At 64.5% G+C, this 22,700-nt stretch carries 21 protein-coding genes; 13 read left to right on the forward strand and 8 right to left on the reverse strand.

What is annotated here, in order from left to right; all coding sequences use genetic code 11:
• A partial coding sequence (locus tag BDIM_RS16800; protein ID WP_081461840.1) for a DUF2061 domain-containing protein occupies nt 1–559 on the reverse strand: 559 nt, incomplete at its 3' end.
• Between the two features lie 128 nt (nt 560–687).
• Here BDIM_RS16800 and guaB point away from each other — a divergent pair.
• The 6 genes from guaB (at nt 688) to BDIM_RS05070 (ending at nt 7,704) form a co-directional block, all read left to right on the forward strand.
• Nucleotides 688–2,148 (forward strand): IMP dehydrogenase, encoded by a 1,461-nt coding sequence (guaB, locus tag BDIM_RS05045; RefSeq protein WP_003164492.1) that lies wholly within the window; start codon nt 688–690, stop codon nt 2,146–2,148.
• Nucleotides 2,149–2,213: 65 nt separating this feature from the next.
• The gene (locus BDIM_RS05050; protein WP_040346569.1) at nt 2,214–2,612 is read left to right on the forward strand and encodes an MAPEG family protein; all 399 of its coding nucleotides are present in this window, start codon (nt 2,214–2,216) and stop codon (nt 2,610–2,612) included.
• Nucleotide 2,613: 1 nt separating this feature from the next.
• The gene (locus BDIM_RS05055; RefSeq protein ID WP_003164494.1) at nt 2,614–3,909 is read left to right on the forward strand and encodes an RsmB/NOP family class I SAM-dependent RNA methyltransferase; all 1,296 of its coding nucleotides are present in this window, start codon (nt 2,614–2,616) and stop codon (nt 3,907–3,909) included.
• A complete protein-coding gene (locus tag BDIM_RS05060; protein WP_040345060.1) occupies nt 3,906–4,601 on the forward strand; it encodes a 5'-methylthioadenosine/S-adenosylhomocysteine nucleosidase in 696 nt (231 codons plus the stop codon). Before BDIM_RS05055 ends, BDIM_RS05060 begins: the two co-directional genes overlap by 4 nt.
• Nucleotides 4,598–6,160, forward strand: coding sequence for a glutamine-hydrolyzing GMP synthase (gene guaA, locus BDIM_RS05065; RefSeq protein ID WP_003164495.1), 1,563 nt, complete (start codon nt 4,598–4,600; stop codon nt 6,158–6,160). The genes BDIM_RS05060 and guaA overlap by 4 nt, the downstream gene beginning before the upstream one ends.
• A 290-nt stretch (nt 6,161–6,450) precedes the next feature.
• Complete coding sequence (locus BDIM_RS05070; RefSeq protein WP_003164496.1) at nt 6,451–7,704, forward strand: tyrosine-type recombinase/integrase; 1,254 nt, start codon at nt 6,451–6,453, stop codon at nt 7,702–7,704.
• Here BDIM_RS05070 and BDIM_RS05075 read toward each other — a convergent pair.
• Nucleotides 7,658–7,954, reverse strand: a complete 297-nt coding sequence (locus BDIM_RS05075; RefSeq protein WP_040345062.1) for a helix-turn-helix transcriptional regulator — start codon at nt 7,952–7,954, stop codon at nt 7,658–7,660. The genes BDIM_RS05070 and BDIM_RS05075 overlap by 47 nt on opposite strands.
• A gap of 107 nt (nt 7,955–8,061) precedes the next feature.
• Nucleotides 8,062–8,250 carry a hypothetical protein gene (locus BDIM_RS05080; RefSeq protein ID WP_003164498.1) on the reverse strand — a complete coding sequence of 63 codons (189 nt, stop codon included), beginning with the start codon at nt 8,248–8,250 and terminating at the stop codon, nt 8,062–8,064.
• A gap of 88 nt (nt 8,251–8,338) precedes the next feature.
• Between BDIM_RS05080 and BDIM_RS17080 the strand changes: the two genes are divergently transcribed.
• Entirely contained in the window at nt 8,339–8,986 is a 648-nt protein-coding gene (locus tag BDIM_RS17080) for a hypothetical protein (RefSeq protein ID WP_003164499.1), read from the forward strand.
• Nucleotides 8,987–9,230: 244 nt separating this feature from the next.
• On the opposite strand, the gene BDIM_RS05090 is transcribed toward BDIM_RS17080, so the two are convergent.
• Both BDIM_RS05090 and BDIM_RS05095 read right to left on the reverse strand, forming a co-directional pair.
• Entirely contained in the window at nt 9,231–10,121 is an 891-nt protein-coding gene (locus BDIM_RS05090) for a hypothetical protein (protein WP_169312125.1), read from the reverse strand.
• A 92-nt stretch (nt 10,122–10,213) separates the two neighbouring features.
• The gene (locus BDIM_RS05095) at nt 10,214–11,356 is read right to left on the reverse strand and encodes a Fic family protein (protein ID WP_003164501.1); all 1,143 of its coding nucleotides are present in this window, start codon (nt 11,354–11,356) and stop codon (nt 10,214–10,216) included.
• A 324-nt stretch (nt 11,357–11,680) separates the two neighbouring features.
• Between BDIM_RS05095 and BDIM_RS05100 the strand changes: the two genes are divergently transcribed.
• The 5 genes from BDIM_RS05100 (at nt 11,681) to BDIM_RS05115 (ending at nt 17,209) form a co-directional block, all read left to right on the forward strand.
• Complete coding sequence (locus BDIM_RS05100) at nt 11,681–12,985, forward strand: hypothetical protein (protein ID WP_088491604.1); 1,305 nt, start codon at nt 11,681–11,683, stop codon at nt 12,983–12,985.
• Entirely contained in the window at nt 12,986–13,534 is a 549-nt protein-coding gene (locus BDIM_RS18395) for a hypothetical protein (protein ID WP_244911864.1), read from the forward strand.
• A 268-nt stretch (nt 13,535–13,802) separates the two neighbouring features.
• Entirely contained in the window at nt 13,803–15,860 is a 2,058-nt protein-coding gene (locus BDIM_RS05105; RefSeq protein WP_003164503.1) for a ParB/RepB/Spo0J family partition protein, read from the forward strand.
• 136 nt (nt 15,861–15,996) lie between these two features.
• Nucleotides 15,997–16,194 (forward strand): hypothetical protein, encoded by a 198-nt coding sequence (locus BDIM_RS05110; RefSeq protein ID WP_040345068.1) that lies wholly within the window; start codon nt 15,997–15,999, stop codon nt 16,192–16,194.
• 100 nt (nt 16,195–16,294) lie between these two features.
• Nucleotides 16,295–17,209, forward strand: coding sequence for a HEPN domain-containing protein (locus BDIM_RS05115; RefSeq protein WP_003164505.1), 915 nt, complete (start codon nt 16,295–16,297; stop codon nt 17,207–17,209).
• Nucleotides 17,210–17,230: 21 nt separating this feature from the next.
• Here BDIM_RS05115 and BDIM_RS05120 read toward each other — a convergent pair whose 3' ends face one another.
• From BDIM_RS05120 to BDIM_RS05130, 3 genes are all read right to left on the reverse strand, one after another.
• The gene (locus BDIM_RS05120; RefSeq protein WP_050796780.1) at nt 17,231–18,886 is read right to left on the reverse strand and encodes a methyltransferase domain-containing protein; all 1,656 of its coding nucleotides are present in this window, start codon (nt 18,884–18,886) and stop codon (nt 17,231–17,233) included.
• A 415-nt stretch (nt 18,887–19,301) separates the two neighbouring features.
• The gene (locus tag BDIM_RS05125) at nt 19,302–20,036 is read right to left on the reverse strand and encodes a hypothetical protein (protein WP_003164508.1); all 735 of its coding nucleotides are present in this window, start codon (nt 20,034–20,036) and stop codon (nt 19,302–19,304) included.
• Between the two features lie 140 nt (nt 20,037–20,176).
• Nucleotides 20,177–21,091: a hypothetical protein gene (locus BDIM_RS05130; RefSeq protein WP_040345070.1), complete on the reverse strand. Its 915-nt coding sequence runs from the start codon at nt 21,089–21,091 to the stop codon at nt 20,177–20,179.
• 216 nt (nt 21,092–21,307) lie between these two features.
• Between BDIM_RS05130 and BDIM_RS05135 the strand changes: the two genes are divergently transcribed.
• Nucleotides 21,308–22,696, forward strand: a complete 1,389-nt coding sequence (locus tag BDIM_RS05135) for a hypothetical protein (protein ID WP_003164510.1) — start codon at nt 21,308–21,310, stop codon at nt 22,694–22,696.
• Nucleotides 22,697–22,700 lie beyond the last annotated feature (4 nt).

Raw genomic sequence — 22,700 nt, forward strand, 5'->3', positions numbered from 1 at the left:
CCTCGGCCGCCGCGGCGGCGCGGCGGGCGGCCTTCTTGGCCTCGACCCGCGTCCAGATGCGGTCGTGCAGGGTGAAGAAGACCGTCTGCACCAGCGGCTCGATGGTGCCGATGGCCAGGGCGATGCGGATGTCGCGCGTCAGGGCGAAGGCCACCAGCACCGCCACGGTGAAGTGCATGACGCCGTAGGTGACGGTCTTCAGCGCGATCTGCTTCAGGTTGCGGGGCAGGGCGTGGCTGTGTCCGTGGCCCTGGCCATGATGGTTGTGCGCGCGATTCTGCTCGTGCGCGTTCATGACCTCCAGACGGGCGGTGAAGGCCTCGGCCGTCTCCTCGACGCCAGACAGCATCTTGCGGCGTTCGACCCGGTGCCAGACGCGGTCGTGGATGGAATAGGCGATGGTCTGGAAGATCGGCTCGACCACGCCGACCGCCAGCGCCAGCCGCCAGTCGCGCGTCAGGGCGAAGGCCACCAGGATCGCGACGATCAGGTGCATGGCGCCGTAGCTCGCAATCTTGAGAGCGAGCTGTCGCGCCGTGTTGATCAAGATGCGAACCATTATCGGGAAATGCGGCCTCTCGCCGTCCGTTTCAAGGCAATTCCTCTTATATGCACGATAGCGCGGGCTTGGGGTTGCGGTTCCCCGCAAACGGGGGCTATACGCGGCCCGCAAAATGGAGGCTCCAAATGGAGATACGCGAAGGCCTAACCTTCGATGACGTTTTGCTCGAACCCGGTCCGTCCGAGGTCATGCCCGCTGATGTCGATGTCTCGACCCAGCTGACACGCGAAATCAAACTGAACATCCCGCTGCTGTCGTCCGCCATGGACACCGTGACGGAAAGCCGCCTGGCCATCGCCATGGCGCAGGCGGGCGGCATGGGCGTGCTGCACCGGAACATGACCATCGACGAGCAGGCCGAAGAGGTCCGCGCCGTCAAACGCTATGAAAGCGGCATGGTGGTGAACCCGGTCACGGTCGCCCCCGACACGACGCTGGGCGAAGTCCTCCAGATCGTCGAGCGCAAGAAGATCACCGGCTTCCCCGTGGTCGATCCCAAGAGCGGCAAGCTGGTCGGCATGCTGACCAACCGCGACATGCGTTTCGAGACGGACCTGAACCTCAAGGCCGCCGATCTGATGACGACCGGCGAGCTGATCACCCTGCGCGAAGGCTCGGCCGGGCGCGAGGCGGCGCGCGAACTGCTGCGCACGCGCAAGATCGAGCGGGTCATCGTGGTGGACGACGCCTATCGCGCCGTCGGCCTGATCACCATGAAGGACATCCAGAAGGCCCAGGCCTTCCCCAACGCCTGCAAGGACGAGCAGGGCCGTCTGCGCGTCGGCGCCGCCTCGACCGTGGGCGACGCCGGGTTCGAGCGCGCCATGGCGCTGGCCGATGCGGGCGCGGACGTGGTGGTGATCGACACCGCCCACGGCCACTCGGCCTCGGTCGCCCAGGTGGTGGAGCGCATCAAGCGCGAGAACAACCGCGTCCAGATCATCGCCGGCAACGTCGCCACCTATGACGCCACCCGCGCCCTGATCGACGCGGGCGCCGATGCGGTGAAGGTCGGCATCGGACCGGGCAGCATCTGCACCACCCGCATCGTCGCGGGCGTGGGCGTGCCGCAGCTGACGGCCATCGTCGACGCCGCCCGCGCGGCGGAAGGCACGGGCGCCTCGGTCATCGCCGACGGCGGCATCAAGTTCTCGGGCGATCTGGCCAAGGCCATCGCGGCGGGCGCCAATGTCGCCATGATGGGCTCGATGTTCGCAGGCACGGATGAAAGCCCCGGCGAGGTCTTCCTGTACCAGGGCCGGTCCTACAAGTCGTATCGCGGCATGGGCTCGGTGGGCGCCATGGCGCGCGGCTCGGCCGACCGCTACTTCCAGAAGGAAGTCTCGTCCGAGAAGCTGGTCCCCGAAGGCATCGAGGGCCAGACTGCCTATAAGGGGCCGATCGCCCCGGTGGTGCACCAACTGGTCGGGGGCCTGCGCGCCTCCATGGGCTATGTCGGCGGCGCCACCATTCCGGACTTCCAGGAGCGCGCGCGCTTCGTCCGCATCACCAATGCGGGCCTTCGTGAGAGCCACGTCCACGACGTGATGATCACGCGCGAGGCGCCCAACTATCGTCAGGGCTGACCTGATCCGCTCCCGGCCTCGGTCGGGAGCGGTTTTGTTTTGGGCTAGTGGAACAGGAGACGGGCGTGACGACTGAACTCACCTATCTGGCGGCGACGCTGGTGCTGGCCCTGGTCCAGATTCTGCTGCCCGCCTTCGCCCGGACGCGCGAGTTCGGCCTGTCGTGGAACGCCGGGGCGCGGGACACGACGCCCGAGGCGCACAGCCCCGTCGTCGGCCGTCTGGAGCGGGCGCAGGCCAATCTGTTCGAGACCCTGCCGCTGTTCATCGGCGCCGTGCTGATCGCCCAGGTTGCGGATCGGACCGGCGTGCTGACGGCCTGGGGCGCGGCCCTCTACTTCTGGGCGCGCGTCGCCTATATCCCGCTTTACGCCCTGGGCGTTCCCTATATCCGGTCGCTGGTGTGGCTGGTCTCGCTCGCGGGACTGGCGATGTGCCTTCTGGCCCTTTTCATCCGAGTCTGATTTGACCCCAGCCGCCCGTCTGGCCGCCGCCGCCGCCATCATCGACAGCATTTCCCAAGGCCGCCAGCCCGCCGACGCCGTGCTCAAGGCCTGGAGCCAGCAGAACCGCTATGCCGGTTCGGGCGACCGCCGCGCCATCGCCGAACGCGTCTATCAGGTGCTGCGCGCGCGCGGCCGCCTGTCAGCCTTCATGGGCGGGCGCCAGGATGGACGCGCCCTGATCGTCGGCGCCCTGTCGGTGCTGGACGGCGCGACGCTGGAGGAGATCGAAGGCCTCTACAACGGCGAAGGCTACGGCCCGCGTCCCCTATCCAAGCACGAGCGCGGCCGCGTCATGGCGGGCGAGGACGCGGTCGATCTGGCCGAGGTCGCCCTGCCGGACTTCGTGACGGCGGACCTGAAGGCGGTCCACGGCGACCGTTGGCGCGAGGAGGTCGAGGGCCTGAGCGGTCGCGCCCCGGTGGACCTGCGGGTCAACAGCCTGCGCGCCACGATGGAGGAGGTCGAGGTCGAACTGCGCGACGCAGGCCTGTCGCCCCAGCGCACGGAACTGTCGGGCTGGGGCCTGCGTCTGGACGCCGAGCCTGCGCCGAACGTGCAGCCGCTGGACGGCTTCCAGAACGGCCATTTCGAGATTCAGGACGAGGCCAGCCAGGTGGTCGGCTGGCTGTCCGGCGCCTTCCCCGGCGCGACGGTGGTGGATTACTGCGCGGGCGGCGGCGGCAAGACGCTGGGCCTGGTGCAGGCCATGCAGGGGCAGGGGGCGCTGATCGCCTGCGACGTCTCGGCCAAGCGTCTGGACAATGTGAAGCCGCGCCTGGCCCGCGCGGGCGTCGAGGCCGACCTGCGCCTGCTGGGTACGAACGGCGGCGGGGTCGAGGATCTGAACGGTCAGGCCGATGTGGTGCTGGTTGACGCGCCGTGCTCGGGCTCGGGCGCCTGGCGGCGTCGGCCGGAGGACAGCTGGCGCCTGACGGCTGAGGAGGTCGCGCGCCTGCACGCGCTGCAACTGCGCATTCTGGGGCAGGCGACCAAGCTGGTGCGGCCCGGCGGGCGTCTGGCCTATGTCACCTGCTCGGTGCTGGGCGCCGAGAACGAGGCCACCGCCGCCGCCTTCGAGGCTGCGCACCTGGACTTCAAGCCCGTCCCCGTCGCCGATGCGGCGCATAGCGCGGACCTGACCGAGGCGGGGCGCGAACGCCTGACCGCCCTGGCGCAAGGAAACCAGCTGCGCCTGTCGCCCGCCGCGACCGGCACGGACGGCTTCTTCATCGCCCTGTTCGAGCGCGCTTCATGAGGCTGGAGCGCTACGGCGTCGTCACGGTCCTGCCGGTGATGGCGGCGCCCGCTGAGTATGGCGAACACCTGCGCGCCCGTATCGACCCGCTGATGACCGGCATCGGGCCGGTCGAGGGGGCGGTGGCGCTGACCGCCGCCCTGGCGCGGCTGGAGGCGAGGGGAGAGGCGCCGGACCTGATCCTGTCGCTGGGCTCGTGCGGGTCGCGCGTGCTGGATCACGCGGCGGTCTATCAGGCGTCGTCCGTGGCCTATCGCGACATGGACGCCAGCGCCCTGGGGTTCGAGAAGGGCGTGACGCCGTTGCTGGACAGGCCCGCCGTTCTGCCGCTGCCGTGCCCCATCCCCGGCGTGCCGAGCGCGCGCCTGTCGACCGGCGGAAACGTCGTCTCGGGCGCCGCCTATGACGCCATCGACGCCGAGATGGTGGACATGGAGACCTGGGCGCTGGTCCGCGCGGCCCAGACCTTCGGCCTGCCGCTGTTGGCGCTGCGCGGCGTGTCGGACGGCAAGGCCGAGCTGACCGGCTTGCACGACTGGACCTCGACCCTGCATCTGGTGGACGAGAACCTGGCTCAGGCCGTGGACGGCTTGATCGCGGTGCTGACGAACTCAGGCCTCTCCGCCCTTGAAATTCCGGCCCTTCAGGGCCAAACCCTCGCCCAATCGCTCGCCCCGGATTCGACCTCATGACCCAGCCGACCCAACACCAGAAGGTGCTCATCGTCGATTTCGGCAGCCAGGTGACGCAGCTGATCGCGCGCCGCCTGCGCGAGGCCGGCGTCTATTGCGAAATCCATCCCTACAACAAGGCCGGCGAAGCCCTGAAGGCGATGCAGCCGCAGGCCATCATCCTGTCGGGCGGCCCCAACTCGACGACCGAGGCGGACAGCCCGCGCGTCGATCACGCCGTCTTCGACTACGGCGCGCCGATCCTGGGCATCTGCTACGGCGAGCAGCTGATCTGCGCCGAACTGGGCGGCAAGGTGGAGAGCGGCCACCATGCCGAGTTCGGCCGCGCCGAAATCGTCATCACTAAGGACAGCCCCCTGTTCGCCGGCATCGGCGCCCTCGACCACCGCGAGCCGGTGTGGATGAGCCACGGCGACCGCGTGACGGCCCTGCCGGAAGGCTTCCACGTCATCGCCACCTCGGAAGGCGCGCCCTTCGCCGCCATCGCCGACGAGACGCGCAAGATCTACGGCGTGCAGTTCCACCCCGAGGTGGTGCACACGCCGCGCGGCGCCCAACTGCTGAAGAACTTCACCCACGGCGTGGCGGGCCTGACCGGCGACTGGACCATGGCCGCCTATCGCGACGAACAGATCGCCAAGATCCGCGAACAGGTCGGCGACGCCAAGGTCATCTGCGGCCTGTCAGGCGGGGTCGACTCATCGGTCGCCGCCGTGCTGATTCACGAAGCCATCGGCGACCAGCTGACCTGCGTCTTCGTCGACACCGGCCTGCTGCGCAAGGACGAGGCCAAACAGGTCACGGAACTGTTCCGCGAGCACTATAACATCCCGCTGGTGCACGTGGACGCCTCCAAAGAATTCCTCGGCGAACTGGCCGGAATTTCCGACCCGGAAACCAAGCGCAAGACCATCGGCCGCGTCTTCATCGAGGTGTTCGACCGCGAGGCCGTCAAGATCGAAGGCGCCGCCTTCCTGGCCCAGGGCACCCTCTATCCCGACGTAATCGAGAGCGTGTCCCCGACCGGCGGCCCCTCGCACGTCATCAAGAGCCACCACAACGTCGGCGGCCTGCCGGACTTCATGAAGCTGAAGCTGGTCGAGCCCCTGCGTGAACTGTTCAAGGACGAGGTTCGGGCGCTAGGCCGCGAACTGGGCCTGACCGACGCTTTCGTAGGACGCCACCCGTTCCCCGGACCGGGCCTGGCCATCCGCATCCCCGGCGAGATCACCCCGGACGCCGTCGCCACGCTCCAGGACGCGGACGCCATCTATCTGGACGAGATCCGCAAGGCGGGCCTGTATGACGACATCTGGCAGGCCTTCGCCGTGCTGCTGCCGGTCAAGACGGTCGGCGTCCAGGGCGACGCCCGCACCTATGAAAAGGTGCTGGCCCTGCGCGCCGTCACCTCGACCGACGGCATGACGGCCGACTTCTACCAGTTCCCCTGGGACATCCTGGCCAAGACCGCCACGCGCATCATCAACGAAGTCCGCGGCGTCAACCGCGTCGTCTACGACGTGACGTCGAAGCCGCCGGGCACCATCGAGTGGGAATAATTCAGGGCTTTCGGCATCTTTCGACGCCACTTCCGAATCTACCACTAAATCACTGACTTACAAGATAAATAGCTTCGCTGCCTCTCGGTATCTATCGAGAGGCAGCGAACGCAATTGTCGGCCTGCCAGACGGTCGTCCTCCCATTGCCTTCGACGGCTTCGATTCATAGCGTCATAGGGCTCGGGGTGTTCTGACGGTCTTTTGTTCGATCCAAGCTATGGATTTGGTTGAAGAAATAGCTGCCGAAAGACCCCGAAAGCGCCTGACGGTCTTTTGGAGTGAAAATGGCATGCTAACCGACACTGAACTGCGAAATACGCGAGGAAAATCAAAACAGTACAAAAAGACCGACAAGGACGGTTTGTACGTGCTCGTAACACCGTCAGGGGGCATCGCCTTCAAGTACGACTACCGCTTCAACGGGCGGCGCGAGACGGTCACCTTCGGCACCTACGGACCGGCGGGTCTGTCACTCGCCAAGGCGCGCGAGAAGCTGATCGACGCCAAGCGCCAGATCGCTGAGGGTGTGTCGCCGGCGCTGGACAAGCAGCGCGTGAAGCGCCGGCTCAAGGAGGCCCAGAGCTTCGAGCAGGTGGCCAACCGGTGGATGGATCACGCCCCGATGGCGGACAGCACCCGTCAGATGCGCAGGTCCATTTTCGTTCGGGAGGTCTTGCCCCAATGGCGGAACAGGCTCCTGAACGAAATCACGCCGAATGACCTGCGCGCGCACTGTCTGTCGATCGTGGAGCGCGGTGCGCCGGCGACGGCCATTCACGTCCGAGACATCGTCAAACAGATCTACGGCTACGCGATCCTGCATGGCGAGAAGATCGCCAATCCTGCCGATGACGTCGGGCCGTCGTCGATCGCTACTTTCCGACCCCGCGACCGCGCTCTGTCGCCGTCGGAGGTCCGCATCATGCTTGGCCTCTTGGGGGATGTGGCCACGCTGCCGACGATCCGCCTTGGCCTGAAGTTCATCCTGCTCAGCATGGTACGCAAGAGCGAGCTCCAGGACGGCGTCTGGGACGAGGTCGATTTTGAGAATGCGGTCTGGTCGATCCCCAAGGAGCGGATGAAGCGGTCGCGACCGCACAACGTCTACCTCTCGACCCAGATGCTGGACATCCTGATTGCGCTCAAGACCTGCGCCGGAAACTCCCACTACATCCTGCCGTCCCGCTATGACGCCGACGCGCCGATGTCTCGCGCCACCTTTAACCGCGTGACCACGGCGATCGCCGAGCGAGCCGAGAAGAACGGATTGCCATTGGAGCCCTTCACCGTCCACGACCTGCGTCGCACGGGTTCAACCCTTCTTCATGAGATGGGCTTCAACTCCGACTGGATCGAGAAATGTCTCGCCCACGAGGAGCGCTCTTCGCGAGGCGTCTACAACAAGGCTGAGTTCGAAGGCCAGCGCCGCCATATGGCCCAGCAGTGGTCGGACGCGGTCACTGCTTGGGAGGAGGGCAGGCCGTTCACGCCAGTCCTCACGATCCCAGAAACGAGCGGCCCTCGCTTCGATCCACGGATTTGACGGGCCGGCTGATGCGCTTGTGCACGTCGGGCGGCGTCGCCCTGGCGATGGGCTTGGCGCGTCGCATAGCCAGCCAGGCCTCGACCTCGCCGAGGTCCCAGACCACACAGCGTGGCGTCAGCAGGAACCGGGTGGGAAACTGGCCGCGCTGCTCCATCTCCCAGATGGTGCTGTCAGCCAGTGGGACCATCTGGCGGAGCTGGGCTTTCTTGATCGTGCGCTTGAGCGGCGGTTCGGCTGCCTGGGGCATCGGACTCTCCAATGAATACGACTCAAGGGAATCCGAAAGACGGCGACAGGGATATCCGCAGGCGTCGGGGAGCGTGATCGCCACCGTGCCCTTACGGGTTGCTCGACCTAGCGGGGTTGAAAGGCGCGGCCCCGGTTCCCGATAAGCACCCATCCGGCGTTGGTGGGCCGGTAGCCGCTTTTTCCGCCCGCTTCCGCCAGGCCGAGGACAGTTAGGTCCGCTCCGCGGCTGACATTGCCGGTTCGCGCCGGATCGACCAGATCCAGCAGGGCTTCGATACGTTCAGCGTCAGTCATGGTTCCTGTATGGCCAGATCGCCGAGCACTTCAAGAACGGAGGCGTCTCCGCTCCCTCGTGTCACCGGATAGCGTTGGCCAAATCTGCATGGATTTTGCATCAAAAGCGTTGCAAGATATGCCGCCGATTCTCGAGGTTGCTTGGGAGGGAAATAATATGTCGGCCTTCCACGATCTGAAAAAACGGCTTCGACCTGGTCAGGTCTATCGTCGGCAAGATTTCGAGAGATGGTCCAATGCAGTAGATCGGCATCTCCGCCTGCTCGTGGACGAAGGGCGGTTGGAAAAGGTTTCCGGCGGCCTCTACATGGCGCCGCGCGAGACCCGCTTTGGCAAGGCCCCTGCCAAACCCGAGAAGCTCGTCGAGAGATTCCTGAAGGATGATCGGTTCCTCCTGGTTTCTCCCAGCGCCTACAATGGTCTCGGCGTTGGCACGACCCGGCTCTACAATGAGTCTGTCGTCTACAATCTCAAGCGTCACGGGCGCTTTGAACTTGGTGGTCAGACGTACGACTTTCGGAAGAAATCTTCTGTTCCCCGGCGGTTGACGCAAGAGGTGCTGCTCGTCGATCTGCTACAAAATCTCGACCGCCTTGGTGAGCCCAGATTTGAAATACTTCCCCGCGCTTTGGCGCGTGCCCGTCAAATGAACCCCGCTCGACTGTTGAAGGCTGCAAGGGATTTCGGCTCGGTGCGGTCAGAGAGATTGCTCAGACAAGCGTTGGAGACACCCTGAAAGTTGTGGTCTGACCTGAAGGCCGAGCGTGAGGGGCGCGATCGAGGATCATATCCAGGGGAGGGGGCGGGCCAGGAACTTCTGTGTGGAAGCCCGGCGTTTCACCGCCAACCGATACCGACGCACTGGGCGTCCCCCGGCTCTGGATTGGCGCCTATCGTCCCGGAGCCCGCCGCCGGTGATCTTATCGCAGTGGCGCGACCTTGTTCAATATCCACCCTCGCGACCCCAAACCCTGGAGCTATTAGTTGGTAAAACGGGCTCCGATGCGCAGACGCACATCGCCGAACATTTCATCGACCAATTCGTCCATGGCTCCCTCATCGAACCAATATGACTCGTCAGGATGCCTTGGCCCTTCATCTTCCGGTGCTGACGCCACGGCATCGGCATGGAACTCAAGCGCGTGCAGACGCGAAGGTGACAGGGGATCGAGCTTGTCGATATCGTCGCGCGCCGCGGCCAGCCACTCCCTCATGGAAGGGGGCGGCGGGGCGAAGCAACTTTCCAGAACGTCCAAAAAGCCGCGCAGCCGCGCCGCTTCCTCCCATTGAGCGGCCAGGGTTCGGACCACCATTGGCCGTCGTTTCCGCTCCTGTTCCTTGAACACGCGGTGAGCCGTCTTTCGTCGGGCCATCTCCGCTTCCTGTTGGTAGGCCTCGTATCTGGCGTCATGAGACGCTTTTTCCCGGGCCAGTCGTTCAAAATGCAGGATAAGACGGCTGGCTTGTGTCTCCAGAAGCTTGCCGGGTCTGTCCGTCCAGCGGCGCTTTCCGCCCCAACCTTCCATCTGGATGATGAGGGTCAGAAGGCCGGACGGTTCCCACGCCTGCCGCCATTGAACGGCGTCCTTGCGGTAGCCCGGGTCCTTACGAGTCAAGCGCTCCCGCACGGCGCGACCGGCCTCGTAGATTTCGAGGGTGAAGGCGTGGCCGTCGATGTGCAGGGACCCAGGTTCGGCGTGATGGCCCCGTGCTTCCGCCTCTCTGTAGAAGGCGCTTTCGATTTGAAGGGCGCGCCGGTCAAGCGGGTCCATCTCCTCCCAATCGCCGGAAGACAGACGGCCCATTGAAAGCGGATGTAACTCTTCCACCGGAGAGACGCGTGGCTTGTTCCTGCTGGGGGGCATGAGCATTCCTCATCGTGCCAGGTGACGTGTCTCGCGGCGTGCCAGCGCCCTGACCCGTTCACGAGGGCTGGACTCTAAGTCAGTGCCCAACGTCTGGCCTAGAGGATGTCGACAACCTTCACGGAAATGGCCGGCAGGACCGCGATGTTCAGATGGTAGCGCGTGGATTTGTTCTCGCCTGTCCTCCGCACCGCTCCCATGCTGGCGAGCGCTGCGAGGTCGCGAGTCGCCGTTGCAGGCGGAGCGGTGGTGATTTTCATGTAGTTGGCCGCGCTCATACCGCCCAGGAAGCCGTCCGCGCCGGCCGCGAAGAGACGCAACAAGGCCCTCTCCTGACGCTCATTCAGTTGGCTACTGACCCGATCCAGCAGGCGCGCCTTCTCCAGCACGAACTCGACCTGTCGCAAGGTGTGCTGCTGGGCCTCGATGGCCTTGGCCGCGAACCACAGGAGCCAATCGGTGATTTCCAGCTCGCGATGCGCGCGCTCGAGTTCCGCGTAATAGGCTTTCCGATGCTTCAGCAGGGTGCTGGCCATGCCTGTAATCGCAGGGGCGCTCAGGCTCTGGGCCAGGATCTTCTCGCTGACGGCCCTGCCGACGCGGCCATTGCCGTCCTCGAACGGGTGGATGCTTTCAAACCATAGATGCGCCAAACCCGCGCGGGTGACGGCTGGCAAGGCTGCGTCGCCGGCAGGTCCGCTTCGCTCCAGCCATTGCCAGAACCGCGCCATCTCATTTGCGACTTCGTCGGAAGGCGGAGCCTCGAAATGCACCTTTGGCGCATGCAGGGGGCCGGAAACGATCTGCATTGGATCGACGTGGGTCCGGTAACGGCCGATGTCCTTCAGATCGGTTCGGCCGTTTGTGATGAGCCGGTGCCAGTGGAAGAGAACGCCTTCGGTCAGGGGCGCGGCGGACCGCTCGTAGAGATCGACCATCATCTCGGCGATCCCTGCCTCCGCGGGCGAGGCCCGGCGATGGTCGGTCTGAAGGCCAAGATGTCGGCGGATGGACGATTGGACGCTGTCCCGGTCCAGCGGCTCGCCTTCGATCGCTGAGGTATCCACGGCTTCGTGGCTCATGAGTTCGATGGTGAGGCTGTTGCGTTCTTCGACGCTCAGGTGTTTGGAGGCGCCGATCACTACGCCCGCGCCCTCCGCGAAAAGGGCTTCCGCGCGCGTGAGCCTGTGCTGATCCCAGCTAAATTCCGGCCAGGCGTCCTGTTTCCAATTCCACATCATGATCGATATCTACGAGATTTATCGATCAAATAGCAGCCAATTGTGATCGATAAATGTGCTGGCTATCGATCATTCGGATCCTGCACCTCAGCGGAGAATTCCACGGGAGCTCGGGAATGGGGTCGGCGGCTCCGCCCCGGCGCCGCCGGCGCCAGCTTTCGGAACCATCCCCAGGTTTGAGGGGACCCGATTGAGGGGCCGCATGATCTCGGGGCGTCTCTTCATCCGCCGCCACTCCGGGCGGTCGTCGATGGAGTCCCTATGTCCGCCTGCGCGTCGCCTGACCTGCCCAACTCGCCCGCCCGTAAACGGGGACGTCCGCCCTTGCCGGTGGTTCTCCATCCCGACCCGCAGTGGCCGGATGACGACGATCCGGAGGACTTTCATGAGGCCCTGGCCGGTCAGATGAAACGCCACGGCGACACGGCCCACAGGCTGCATCGTGCGGTCAAATCTCAGGGCGGGCTCACGGATCGCAAGACCCTTTCGGAGTGGCGGCGCGGGATGAAGTCCCCGCAGACCCCGGCAAGCCTCAAGGTGATCGATCTGATCGAGCTTCGCTATCGGTTGGAGCCGGGTCGGTTACGCGGGAAGCTTAGGCCCCACCGGGCAACAAAGGGCCAGGCGCCGACCGGCGTCGGTCCGGCCGAGGCGCGACGGCTGGCCTGGCATCTGCCGGACGACTTTCGACAACGATCGGCCAAGGAGCGCGCCGAAATCCTCGCCTGGGTCCGCACCCGGATTCTGACAGGCGGCACGGCCTACAGCCTCTATCACTCCAAGGCTGCGCGTCATCGGTTCGCCTTCCGCTTCGACGAAATCAGTGTGCCGACAAGGGAGGGGCGTCAGACAGGATCGGCGAACCTGGCCGCACCGCCACATTTACAGGCCGAGATGCGGTCGCTCATCCAGTTCAAATCCGCGACCCTCACAGACCTGGGCTTTCAGCGTTCGGGGGTCTGGGGGCCGGAGACTGCCGCCCAGCGCGGCGAGCATCTCGCCCTGCTGTTCGGCGCCTTGGCCGCCCCTTCGGACGGCGAGGTAAAAGGGGCGGGGGCCGTGCCTGAAGATCTGTCGCTTGCCCTGCTGGTCTGCCCGCCGGTCTGGGACTGGTACATCCAGTGGCGTGAGCAGAGGCGAGGCTTTTTCACCGGCTGGGAAGCCGAGATGCTCCTGCTCGCGGTGGCTCTGACCCGGGTGGAGTTCGGTTGGCTGCGCCAGTGCCCGTGGCTGGCCGAACGGCTCCGGCCGATCCCCGGCGTCCTGACGCAGGCGGACATCGAAGCCGTCCAGGCCGACTGGGACTTAGCCTGCGAGCGGATGAACCGGCACGCCCTGTCGCGGGCGCGAGAGGTGCAGCGGGTCGCGCGGGTCCACCGCGATCCGTTCGAGCCGCTGCTTCCCGTTCTCGAGGCCGCGAGCCCGGTGGGCGAATATCTCAAGATCGCCGAGGAGGTGCTGCGGTACATGCCGGATGCCCGTCGTCATCCACGCGCGGCGGCCGAGACGGTGCGCGGGTTTCTTATGCTGCGGCTGGGGCTTCACCTCGGAGTCCGGCAAAAGAACCTTCGCCAGATGCTCGTCTGTCCAAAGGGCAAAACGCCGAGGCGCGAACGCGAACTGGAGTAGTTGAAGCGTGGCGAACTGCGGTGGAGCGACCGCGACGGTGGGTGGGAGGTCTTCATACCATGCGCGGCGTTCAAGAACGCCGGCTCCGCCTACTTCTCAAAGAAGCCCTTCCGGCTCGTGCTGCCCGATCTCGGCAGCCTCTACGCCATGATCGACGCCTATCTTGAGCGGCACCGGACCTTGCTGCTGGCGAGCGCGAACGATCCGGGGACCTTCTTCGTCAAGACGGTCAAGGCCAAGAGCCGGGACGCGGCCTACAATCAGACGACTTTCTATGAGGCGTGGCGGCTGATGATCCAGCGATACGGCATTCGCAATCCCTGGACCGGCCGTGGGGCGATTGAGGGTCTGTTGCCGCACGGGCCGCACAGCGTTCGCGACGTTCTGGCGACCCACGTCCTCAAGGTCACCGGATCCTACGAGCAGGCGAGCTACGCGATCCAGGACACGCCCAAAACGGTCGCAGACCACTACGGCCGCTTCCTGCCACAGGACAAGGCGGCTCTGGCGGCCAAGGTCCTCAACGAGGTCTGGAATGTCGCCGCCTGACAAAGCGATGGCAGCAAGGTGAAGCGCTAGGGGCTCTGCCCCCGCGCAGGCCAGGGTGAAGCGGCTTCGCCGCCGGACCGGCCGGTCTCCCCGACCTTCCGCGCCGGCGAGGATCGTCATGATTGGCATTGGCGTCAGGCTTGTGCAGGTCGGGCGATCCCCCTCCGGCCGGTCCACCCTGGCCTTTGCTACCCCGCTCTCGCCGAGGGGCAGGGTTTCAGGCGCGCAGTTCGCGTGCCTGCAACCCTTGCCCAAAGGAGGCAGAGACATGACTGCTCAATCTATCGAAACCGTCGCGACCGAGGCGGCCTTCCCCGCGCATGGCGCGGAGATCACCGTGCCGCTCAACCGGCTCAAGGCCTCGCCGAGGAACGCGAGGAAGACGCCGCACAGTCCGGCGACCATCGAGGCCTTCGCGGCCTCCATCAAGGCCAAGGGGGTGTTGCAGCCGCCCGTGGTCGAGATCGAGCGAGACGGGGAGGGCATTCCGACCGGGAACTACCTCGTCACCATCGGCGAGGGGCGCCGTCAGGGGCTGCGGCTGCTGGCCAAGCGCAAGGCGATCAAGCGGACCCATCCGGTGCGGGTCATCGTGGACGCCGAGAACGACGCCCACGAGATCAGCCTTGACGAGAACATGACCCGCGAGGCCATGCACCCCGCCGACCAGTTCGAGGCCTTCCAGCGGCTGGCCGTCGAAAAGGGCTACGGCCCCGAGGAGATCGGCGCCCGGTTCGGAGTGTCGGCCCATGTTGTGCGTCAACGTCTGCGGCTGGCGTCGGTGGCGCCCGAGCTGATCGAGGCGTATCGGGCGGGCGGACTGACCATGGACCAGTTGATGGGCTTCGCCGTCAGCAAGGACCACGAGCGTCAGCGTCAGGTCTTCTACCGCATCGCCCAGAACACGCCGGGCTACGCGGTCCGGCGCTACATGACCGAGGCCAAGGTCGAGCTCGACGAGCGGCGCGCCCGTTTCGTCGGCGTCGAGGCCTATGAGGCGGCGGGGGGCGTCGTGCTGCGCGACCTCTTCATCGAGGACGGCGCGGGTTGGCTAGAGGATATCGGTCTTCTGGACCGGCTGGCTCAGGACAAGCTGGACGGTCTCGCCGAAGAGGCCCGCGAGCGGGAGGGCTGGAAATGGGCCGCTGGCCATTTCGACTTCCCCTATGGCGAGACCTACAGCCGGGTCTATGCCGAGGCCGTGGAACGGTCGGAGGCGGCGGCGACCGCCATCGCCGCCCTGTCGGAAGAGTACGACCAACTCGTCGTCGAAATCGAGGATGCGGAAGAGCCGTCGCCCGAGCGCGACGCCCGGCTGGAGGAGATCGACGCGGCTCTTCAGGCCTACGGCCCGGACTTCGCCTATGCGGCGTACGATCTGGCCCGATCCGGCGTCATCGTCACGCTCGGCTATGACGGTCTCGCTCGCTTCGAGCGCGGTCTGGTCCGGCCAGAGGACGTGGTGGTCGAGCCGCAAGACGAGGCGTCCGGAGAGCAGCCGGGCGCGGACGACGACGCTGGCGGCGACGAGGCGGTGCGGGGAGAAGAACCCCGTAGCGAGGAGCCGGAGGCCGACGAGGGTCTGGTGCCCTTGTCGGAGCGTTTGGTCATCGACCTGACGGCCCACAGGACAGCGGGGTTGCGCGATGCGCTGGCGCAGGACGCGACCCTGACACTGACGGTTGTGGTCCACGCCATGGCGCTACAGGCCTTATACCCCGGCCATGCCGTATCTTCGCCCTTGCAGCTTCGGCTTGGCTTCATGGGGCTGGAGCGGCTGGCGCCCGGGGTGGACGACAGTCCGGCGATGCGGCGGATCAATGCGCGGGGGTCGGCTTGGATTAAGCGGCTTCCCTCGCGGGCGGACGACCTCTGGTCGGCGCTGGTCGAGATGCCGGGGTCGGACCTGCTCGATCTCATGGCCCATTGCGCGTCGGCGGCGGTCAACGCGGTGTGCGATCCGCACGACCGTCGCCCGTCCGCATGGGCGCAGGCCGAGGTGCTGGCGACGGCAGTCGGGCTCGACATGACCACCACCTGGACCGCGACCGCCGCCAGCTACTTCTCCCGCGTCGCCAAGGCGCGAATGCTGGAGGCCGTGGAGGAGGCGGTCGGCAAGCCGGACGCAGAGCGGATCGCCGGGTTCAAGAAGGCAGACATGGCGGATGCGGCGGAGTTGCTGGTCTCGGGCAAGGGATGGCTGCCGCCGCTGTTGCGGACGGTTCCGGCGATACCGCCGGAAGCGGAGCGATCCGAGGAGGCCGGGACGGTCGGGGAGGGGACGGCGCCCGCGTCCGACGAAGACTACGCCTTCGCGGCCGAGTAGGCGCTGATAGACGATACCGGGGTCCGCGTGGCCCCGGTCACTGCTTTCCTACCGGAGGGGTGAAATCCGACATCTGCGCCCATCGATGAGAACGCTTGCCGAGTGCAGACTTGTATTGAAATAAGGGACTAGAGAAATGGCCAGTGAGTTCAAAAGCACCGCTGTCGCCTTGCGGGCGGCCGCCGCCTACGCAAGGCGCAACCCTGCCCACCTTTATGAAGTGGACGCTGTTTTTGACAATCAACGGGTGCCTCTTGCCTTCACGGTTCGGGTCAAGAACCTCGACGGCTTCGGTGTGGGCTGGCTCGATGAAACGGGTTCGCTGAAGCCATGAGGGGAGAAGGGCTGCTTCTCGCGTGCGGCTGGGGCCAAACGGCCAGAACCCATCACGCTTTGGTCTTGCGGCGCGCTCCGGCATCGCGGAGACTCCGCCGATGAATCCCCGTCTCGATACCTTGCCGGCGCTCAAGCGCGCGGAACTGCTGCGGGTGGTCGATGTCTTGAAGGCATCGTTCGCGGAGGCGATCTCGACGCGTAAGGCCGACCGGCTGAAGAATGGCCGCATTCTCAAGATCGTCCTCTATGGATCGTACGCGCGGGGCGACTGGGTCCATGATCCGGTTGGGCGGTATTTTTCGGACTTCGACATCCTGATCGTTGTCGATCATGAAGACCTGACGGACAGCGAGTTCTGGGATGCGGCTTTGTGGCGGACAACGCCTGGGGTGTCGCGGTTGCGAACTCCGATAAGCTTCATCGTGCATAGTCTGGATGATGTGAACCGTCAGCTCGAGCGCGGTCGGTCATTCTTCGCCGACATCCTGCGAGAGGGGATCGTTCTGGAGGATACGCCGGGCGTTAGGTTCGTGACGCCGAGGGAACTGGCTCCGAAGGTAGCGTTGGAGGAGGCGCAGCAATCTTTCGACGAGTGGTTTCCTTCGGCCGAATATTCCCTCAAGCGCGCGCAGAACAGCATTGCCGACGGCGAATTCAACTACGCCGCATTCGATCTTCATCAGGCGACCGAGCGCCTTTATCACTGTATTCTATTGGTACTGACGCTCTATAGTCCGAAATCCCATAACGTTGTCTTTCTCCGCCGTCGCTGCGAGCCACTCGATGCCCGCTTGGCCCAAGCTTGGCCACATGACACCAAGTTCGAGCGGCGCTGTTTCGAACTCTTGCGTGCGGCCTATGTGAAGGCCCGATACTCGAAGCACTACAAGATTACCGATGAGGAACTGAGATGGCTGACTGAGAGGGTCGGCGTGCTACTCTCTATCGTGGCTCAGGTCTGCGACGAAAAGCTCAAGTCGTTGAGAGACGAAGCTTCAGCCGGGGGCGAATAGCCGCTTGAGGCGGCACGCGCCTTACACGCCGTTCCACTCCTGAACCTGTTGGTCTTGACGTAATCTCAGACGGCGCCATTCGAGGCCGGCGAACACTTCGTCGAGGTTTCGGAAACCCTGGAGCGGCAACGCTGCGTCAGCTTCGCGCCAGAACCGGTCTGACAGCGCTTCATCTGCCTCCCATGCTCGTTCCCACCAGCGTTGCATCCCTTCTCGGGCGTGAAACAGAGCCGTCGCAGATGGCAGGCGGTCGCGCTTGGCGTTTCGATTAACGCTCGGACGCGCCGGAAACAGGTTCCAGAGGTCGCCGCATGGCCACGCCGCCCAAGGCAGGCAGTGGTCGATGTCCAGCGCATCTGGGCGCAAGACCGCGCCGGTCCACACGCAATGCACTGGCTGGCCGCTTCCAATGAGCCGGAGAGCTACTAGCCTGGCCAACGCCGTGTCGCGCCCAGGTTCCAGCCATTGGAGTGCGGCTTCTGCTTCGCCGGGGGCAACAGAACGACCCATGCGCACTCCAAAGCCTTGGATCAGACGAGCCCATTCACTTACCAGCACCGGCTCAACCCATGCTCCAAGGCGTTGAAGTGTGCGCCATACGGGTCCGGGAACAGAGATGGTTCCAAACGACCGCAGCGTTTCGGCGTCCATGACGATTTCCCCGCCGAAACGCGAGACCCGGCTTGGGGCCGCCTCAAACACCGATACCGTCGAGTTGGGATACCGGGTAAAGTGAGCCGGCATTCGGCTTATGTTCGTTCGAGCATCGGCTAGCGCTCGGCCGACAACCGCCGCCCGGTCGCCGGTAAAGCGTGCGCCGATCCGCAAGTCCTGACCGGCGACGCGGTCAGCGAGGAGCTGTCGAAACGCAACTCCAGCGAAACCCAGCTTCTCCGCTCCGCGATTGCCTGGCAACTGCGGCAAGCCTGCAGCCGCGAGGGGCAGGTACATCCGCAACCAATTGAGGGCCACAGCTCCCAAGGGCAGGTCGACGATATCTGCGTCTCGACGCTCTATGGCCAGCGTGGGCGCGGCGTCTGCGATGCGAGCGATAGCTCGAAGCAAACCCAGCTTGTACGTCGCGGACTTATCGTCGTTGAGAATGATGCCCCGGATCAAGGGGAGGGCACCTGCGCCGTCGTCAGGCAGCTGCAGGACGAATGTCGTCCAGCGCACATCGGGGCGATTCTGGAGATCTTCGCCCTCCTGAACGTGCATGACGAGCAACCCTTGGGCGCGGGCGTATGCTTCCACTTCGCCGCGCGGGATGGGCCACATCGGACGTGCTACCGAGCCCTCGCCGTCGCGCACCGATAGCAAAATCCGTCCGCCTGGTTTGAGCAACGTAGCGATCTTGCGAAACGCACGCGGCCGCTCGTCTGGCCGGACATGCATCAAGACACCACTGAGCAAGATGATATCGAATGCTATGCCCAGGCGATGTGTCGCTGTTAATGTCGGCAGGCGATCATCGAGCCACCGGATTGCGGCGGTGGCATGAAGAGCCGATCCGGCCGTTCGCATCGTTTTGGATGGCTCTACTGCGACAACATCATAGCCAAGTCGATCTAGCCAAAACGCGTCTCGCCCGGAGCCCGCACCGATGTCTAAAGCGAGCCGACCCGCGCCGTCCGGTATAAAATCGGCGACTGCCTGGTGGACTTCTTCGGCCTGCATACGCTCATAGCGGGCTACCAAGTCCGCTCCCTCCGCGTCATACCCGGCTATCGGATCCTGCACTAAACTAACCCCCATCGTGGTCTAAGTCCGGTATCGGGATTGAGGTCAACCGACACCGATGCACCATGATTACCGGAAGCGCGATTTCGCTCGGGTATGGGACGGGCAATGTCTGAGTTTTGACTGATTGCGGGCATTCGAAATATCCGCTCGCGGGAGGGCAGGATCGGATAAGTTGTCCCTTTGATAGCCGACGGCAGTGCTAGAGCGCTAGCATCACCACTCGGCGAGCAATCGCCACCGCTAAGCAGCCGAGCTTTAGACTGCGGCCGGTTCAAGCATGCGTGTTCCGATGGCTGGCGCGGTTGTATGTGGACCTGCGCTTTGTATTTCGTGCGCTCCGAATTGCTGCTCATGACACATCTCTTTTGCCCGCGCTCGACGTTGCGTGGCGGCGTCCCCAGAAGTCGCAGCTGAAGTTATTCAGGTTTCGGGGGTAGCCGTCAGCCACGGCTTTGAAGGTGTCGGGGATCTGCGAGCCATCGCGCCCGGCCTCGAAATAGTCCCTGACCGAATAGAGGCCGAGCCGCATCAGATGCTCCCAATCCGCGGTGAGACTTTTCTGAAGCGCCTCCTTTTGTTTGGCTGGACTCAATGGCCTGCGAGGCTGCGGCAGCAGGTAGTTCGGTCTTGTATCCACCTCATGGACGAAAGTGATGGCGCCATGGTTCCAGCCATCAGCGACCGTGGGGCGCCAGCGGTAGGTGATCCTGACGCTCAAGTTCGGCGAGAAGGTTCGCGGCCAGAAGATGTTGTCGTCGACATAGAACAGTTCCCCGTTCTTGCGCTCGGCCTCCATCCGATCGTGCATCGCCTGAACCGCCCATTTCAGATCGGACGCTTCCTTGTGGACGTCGTAGGCCGTCTGTTCGCGCTTGCGCGCGGCTTTGGCGTTGCGATGCGCCTCAAGCGACTTCTCGAAATAGTGGAGCTTCTGGCCAATGAACGGACCACAGCGCGATAGAGCCTGCCGCAGTTCCGTGGCGGTCTCGTAGCGCACCGCCTTATCGACCAGGCCGTCGATCTCGGCGAGATCGAGGGCTGCCAACGCCTCCTGCACCTCGCGGGATAGGTTGATCTCAGCCATGTCGGTGATTCCCTTCGTTGCCCTCGTTAGCGCTGGTCCTGAGGGTCGGACAACAAATGATGGCCGGGCAAGGGGGAGACTGACGGCTCGGCCGGAGGGGAAGGCGTGCTCCTCCGGCTTTACCCCTGCGCAGACAAAACTCAGCCGTAGGATAGACGGGTGTTGAGGTCTGCGTAGGCGGGGAACGCGTCTGCGCCGCCACGCTGTTCGCGCAATTTCGCGACGCCATCGGGGATGGCTTCGACGTCGGCCTCGAACAGATGCGGCATGACATCTACGAGTTTGGGAAGTTCGAAGATCCGCCGTTGTTCCAGATGAAGTACGGCGTGGTCGCGTGCTCGGCCCTGGGCCCACACGACCGTCGGCGGCGACTGGCCGAAGTGGAACTCGCTCGCAATACCGTTGATCCATAACCACGGATCAAGGCGTTCAACGGCTCCCTCCGCGATCCGCCACATCGGGAGATAGTCGCGCGAGAAGATCACCTCAGAGCCGTCTCGCAAGGTCCAGTAGCCGTAGGGCAGCCACAGCCGTGACGGAACGAAATCGCTGAGCGGCGTCCGGGGCGTGGCGACTTCGAAGTCGGCGCGCATACCCATGCCGGTGTTGAAAAGCAGGTGGGTCGGCTGGCCGGCCTGACGAAGGTAGGCTGGCGTGTTCGCCCCGTGGGCCTTGTCTCTCACGACCGTTCCTGGCTTGCCCCGGCCACGTGGCCCGAACACGCGCTGGCGCCAGATCGCGCAACGCAGGTTCAACTGGTTGTCGATCGACCGGTCCTGGAGCAATCGAGCCTTGGAAATCGCATATTGAACATCGGGGTCTGGAAGGCCCAAGGCCTCCGCCAACCCAAGAATGATGGACATGGCGGCGCCGGTTTCGCAGGACGCTGTCGCGGCGGTTGAGGGAGGACTGCTCGAAAGCTCATGCCAGTCGCGATAGCCGAGGGCACGCGCGAGCGCTTCGTGAACTGCTGAGAGCTGCAGGCCCGGTGACAAGCGGACAAGGTTTTTGGCGGCCTGTTTGGGTCGCGCGAGGTCAGAAAATTGGATTCGCATTGAACCACTCCGGCGGTGCTTACGAGAAGGCGTGTCCACTAGGCCCGCGCACCTGGATGAGGTTCAGGACGGGGTATTCGAAAACTTCCTGCCCGCGGGCTTCGCCATTTGTGGACGGCATGGCCGGATCAGCCAGCGATCAAACTAGGCGATTTGATCCGCAGATCAAGCTTAAAGGTTTCGACGCTAAGGTGCTGGGATGGCGCGGGAGGTAGAATGAGAACGGTCGACTGTCAGACGGTAGAGGAGCTGGGCGCGTTCTTCGACGGCCTGGCGCCTGGCGTCTTGTTTCGGGGGCAGACCAGGGAATATCTGCGCCCTGACGGCGGTCCCGATATTCGCACGAGCTTTGACCGGCACGGCTGCATCCCGTCGCGGATGCTGAAATGGTGGCACTACTCGCGTGCCATCCTGTCCACCTACGTCAAAGGGTTCGACGGCCTCACCGATCTGGCGACGGATCAGGCCATTCTGCAGCACTATGGTTGGCGGTCGTTCTTCCTGGACGCGACAGCCGACGCGTCGGTGGCGTGTTGGTTTGCAGCCAACAGCTATCGAACCGAGCCCTGCGGCGAAATGATCGAGGATTGCTCCGAAGATCCCCTGTTCGTGGTCCGGCAACGTGCCTGGTACGAACCCGCGGACGATCGCGGCTGCGTCTATGTGCTCAGCCGCAAGGCGTTGCGCGCGCGCGACCTGCAGACGGTTGATCTGGTCGAGATTACGACGGCCACCGGCCGTCATCGCTGCCTGGCGCAGTCGGCGTTCATGGTCGGGCCGTTGAACGGGCCGCTCCCCGACGACTGCATCGTCACCCGGGTCTTCGCGCCATCGGCGGTCTTCCAGGCCTACGCCGCGCAGAAGCCAGACCTGACGTGCGAGGCTCTATTTCCTGGCCCGGCCATCGATCCTGTCATGGCAGCGCTGCTGTCGATCCCTTGGGTCAAGCGGGAGGTCGACAGCGACGGCGATGGCATCGGCATCGACTTCTTCGACCGGGGGCTTCCGCTCCCCGAATATGAGGTGAAGACCATTCGCCGTACCGGCGGAGGCACGGCCTATTATCGCAGGTTCTGGCTGGCCGACGCGGCGGGGCCAGAGACGCTGTTGGCTGAGACCACGTTTTACCTGACCGATGAAACGACCTTCCACGGCACGGCGTCCGGCGACTTGGTCTTTCCCAATCTGACCCGGCTCCTGCGCGAGCGGAAAAGCGTCGCGTTGGAGATCGACGGATTGGTGCGACACCCTTACGCCGCCAACTCAGGCCAATATGGCAAAGGCATCTATCTGGAGGCGCAGGAGGATGGGACGATGTTCCTCACGGAACTGGCGGTGGACCATTTCGGCGCCCGTCCCGGCGGATTCGGCATCACGCGAGGCTGCTATTTCCAGGTCGATGATGCGTTTCGCTGGCGTCGTGTCGATCATGCGGACCAGTGCGACTGCGGCAGGGAGGCGCATCATGCCCACCATCTGGTCGTCGCCGAGCATTTCGAACATGCTCTGAAAGAACAGGAGTTCACTCAGCTCCGCGATCGGGTATTTGCCACCTCGGAAGTAAATCCTATTTCAGACCCCTTGGCGCTGGAATGGATGGAGTGAGGAG

The sequence above is a fragment of the Brevundimonas diminuta ATCC 11568 genome, assembly GCF_000204035.1.
Classification (GTDB): Bacteria; Pseudomonadota; Alphaproteobacteria; order Caulobacterales; family Caulobacteraceae; genus Brevundimonas; species Brevundimonas diminuta.

Coding starts and splice junctions, on each gene's coding strand:
- BDIM_RS05130 (WP_040345070.1), bottom strand. CDS start 21,091: ATGCGAATCCAATTTTCTGACCTCGCGCGACCCAAACAGGCCGCCAAA.
- BDIM_RS17080 (WP_003164499.1), top strand. CDS start 8,339: ATGGATTTTGCATCAAAAGCGTTGCAAGATATGCCGCCGATTCTCGAG.
- BDIM_RS05125 (WP_003164508.1), bottom strand. CDS start 20,036: ATGGCTGAGATCAACCTATCCCGCGAGGTGCAGGAGGCGTTGGCAGCC.
- BDIM_RS05070 (WP_003164496.1), top strand. CDS start 6,451: ATGCTAACCGACACTGAACTGCGAAATACGCGAGGAAAATCAAAACAG.
- BDIM_RS05120 (WP_050796780.1), bottom strand. CDS start 18,886: ATGCAGGCCGAAGAAGTCCACCAGGCAGTCGCCGATTTTATACCGGAC.
- guaB (WP_003164492.1), top strand. CDS start 688: ATGGAGATACGCGAAGGCCTAACCTTCGATGACGTTTTGCTCGAACCC.
- BDIM_RS05075 (WP_040345062.1), bottom strand. CDS start 7,954: ATGCCCCAGGCAGCCGAACCGCCGCTCAAGCGCACGATCAAGAAAGCC.
- guaA (WP_003164495.1), top strand. CDS start 4,598: ATGACCCAGCCGACCCAACACCAGAAGGTGCTCATCGTCGATTTCGGC.
- BDIM_RS05135 (WP_003164510.1), top strand. CDS start 21,308: ATGAGAACGGTCGACTGTCAGACGGTAGAGGAGCTGGGCGCGTTCTTC.
- BDIM_RS05095 (WP_003164501.1), bottom strand. CDS start 11,356: ATGATGTGGAATTGGAAACAGGACGCCTGGCCGGAATTTAGCTGGGAT.
- BDIM_RS05060 (WP_040345060.1), top strand. CDS start 3,906: ATGAGGCTGGAGCGCTACGGCGTCGTCACGGTCCTGCCGGTGATGGCG.
- BDIM_RS05115 (WP_003164505.1), top strand. CDS start 16,295: ATGAATCCCCGTCTCGATACCTTGCCGGCGCTCAAGCGCGCGGAACTG.
- BDIM_RS05080 (WP_003164498.1), bottom strand. CDS start 8,250: ATGACTGACGCTGAACGTATCGAAGCCCTGCTGGATCTGGTCGATCCG.
- BDIM_RS05105 (WP_003164503.1), top strand. CDS start 13,803: ATGACTGCTCAATCTATCGAAACCGTCGCGACCGAGGCGGCCTTCCCC.
- BDIM_RS05110 (WP_040345068.1), top strand. CDS start 15,997: ATGGCCAGTGAGTTCAAAAGCACCGCTGTCGCCTTGCGGGCGGCCGCC.
- BDIM_RS05090 (WP_169312125.1), bottom strand. CDS start 10,121: ATGCTCATGCCCCCCAGCAGGAACAAGCCACGCGTCTCTCCGGTGGAA.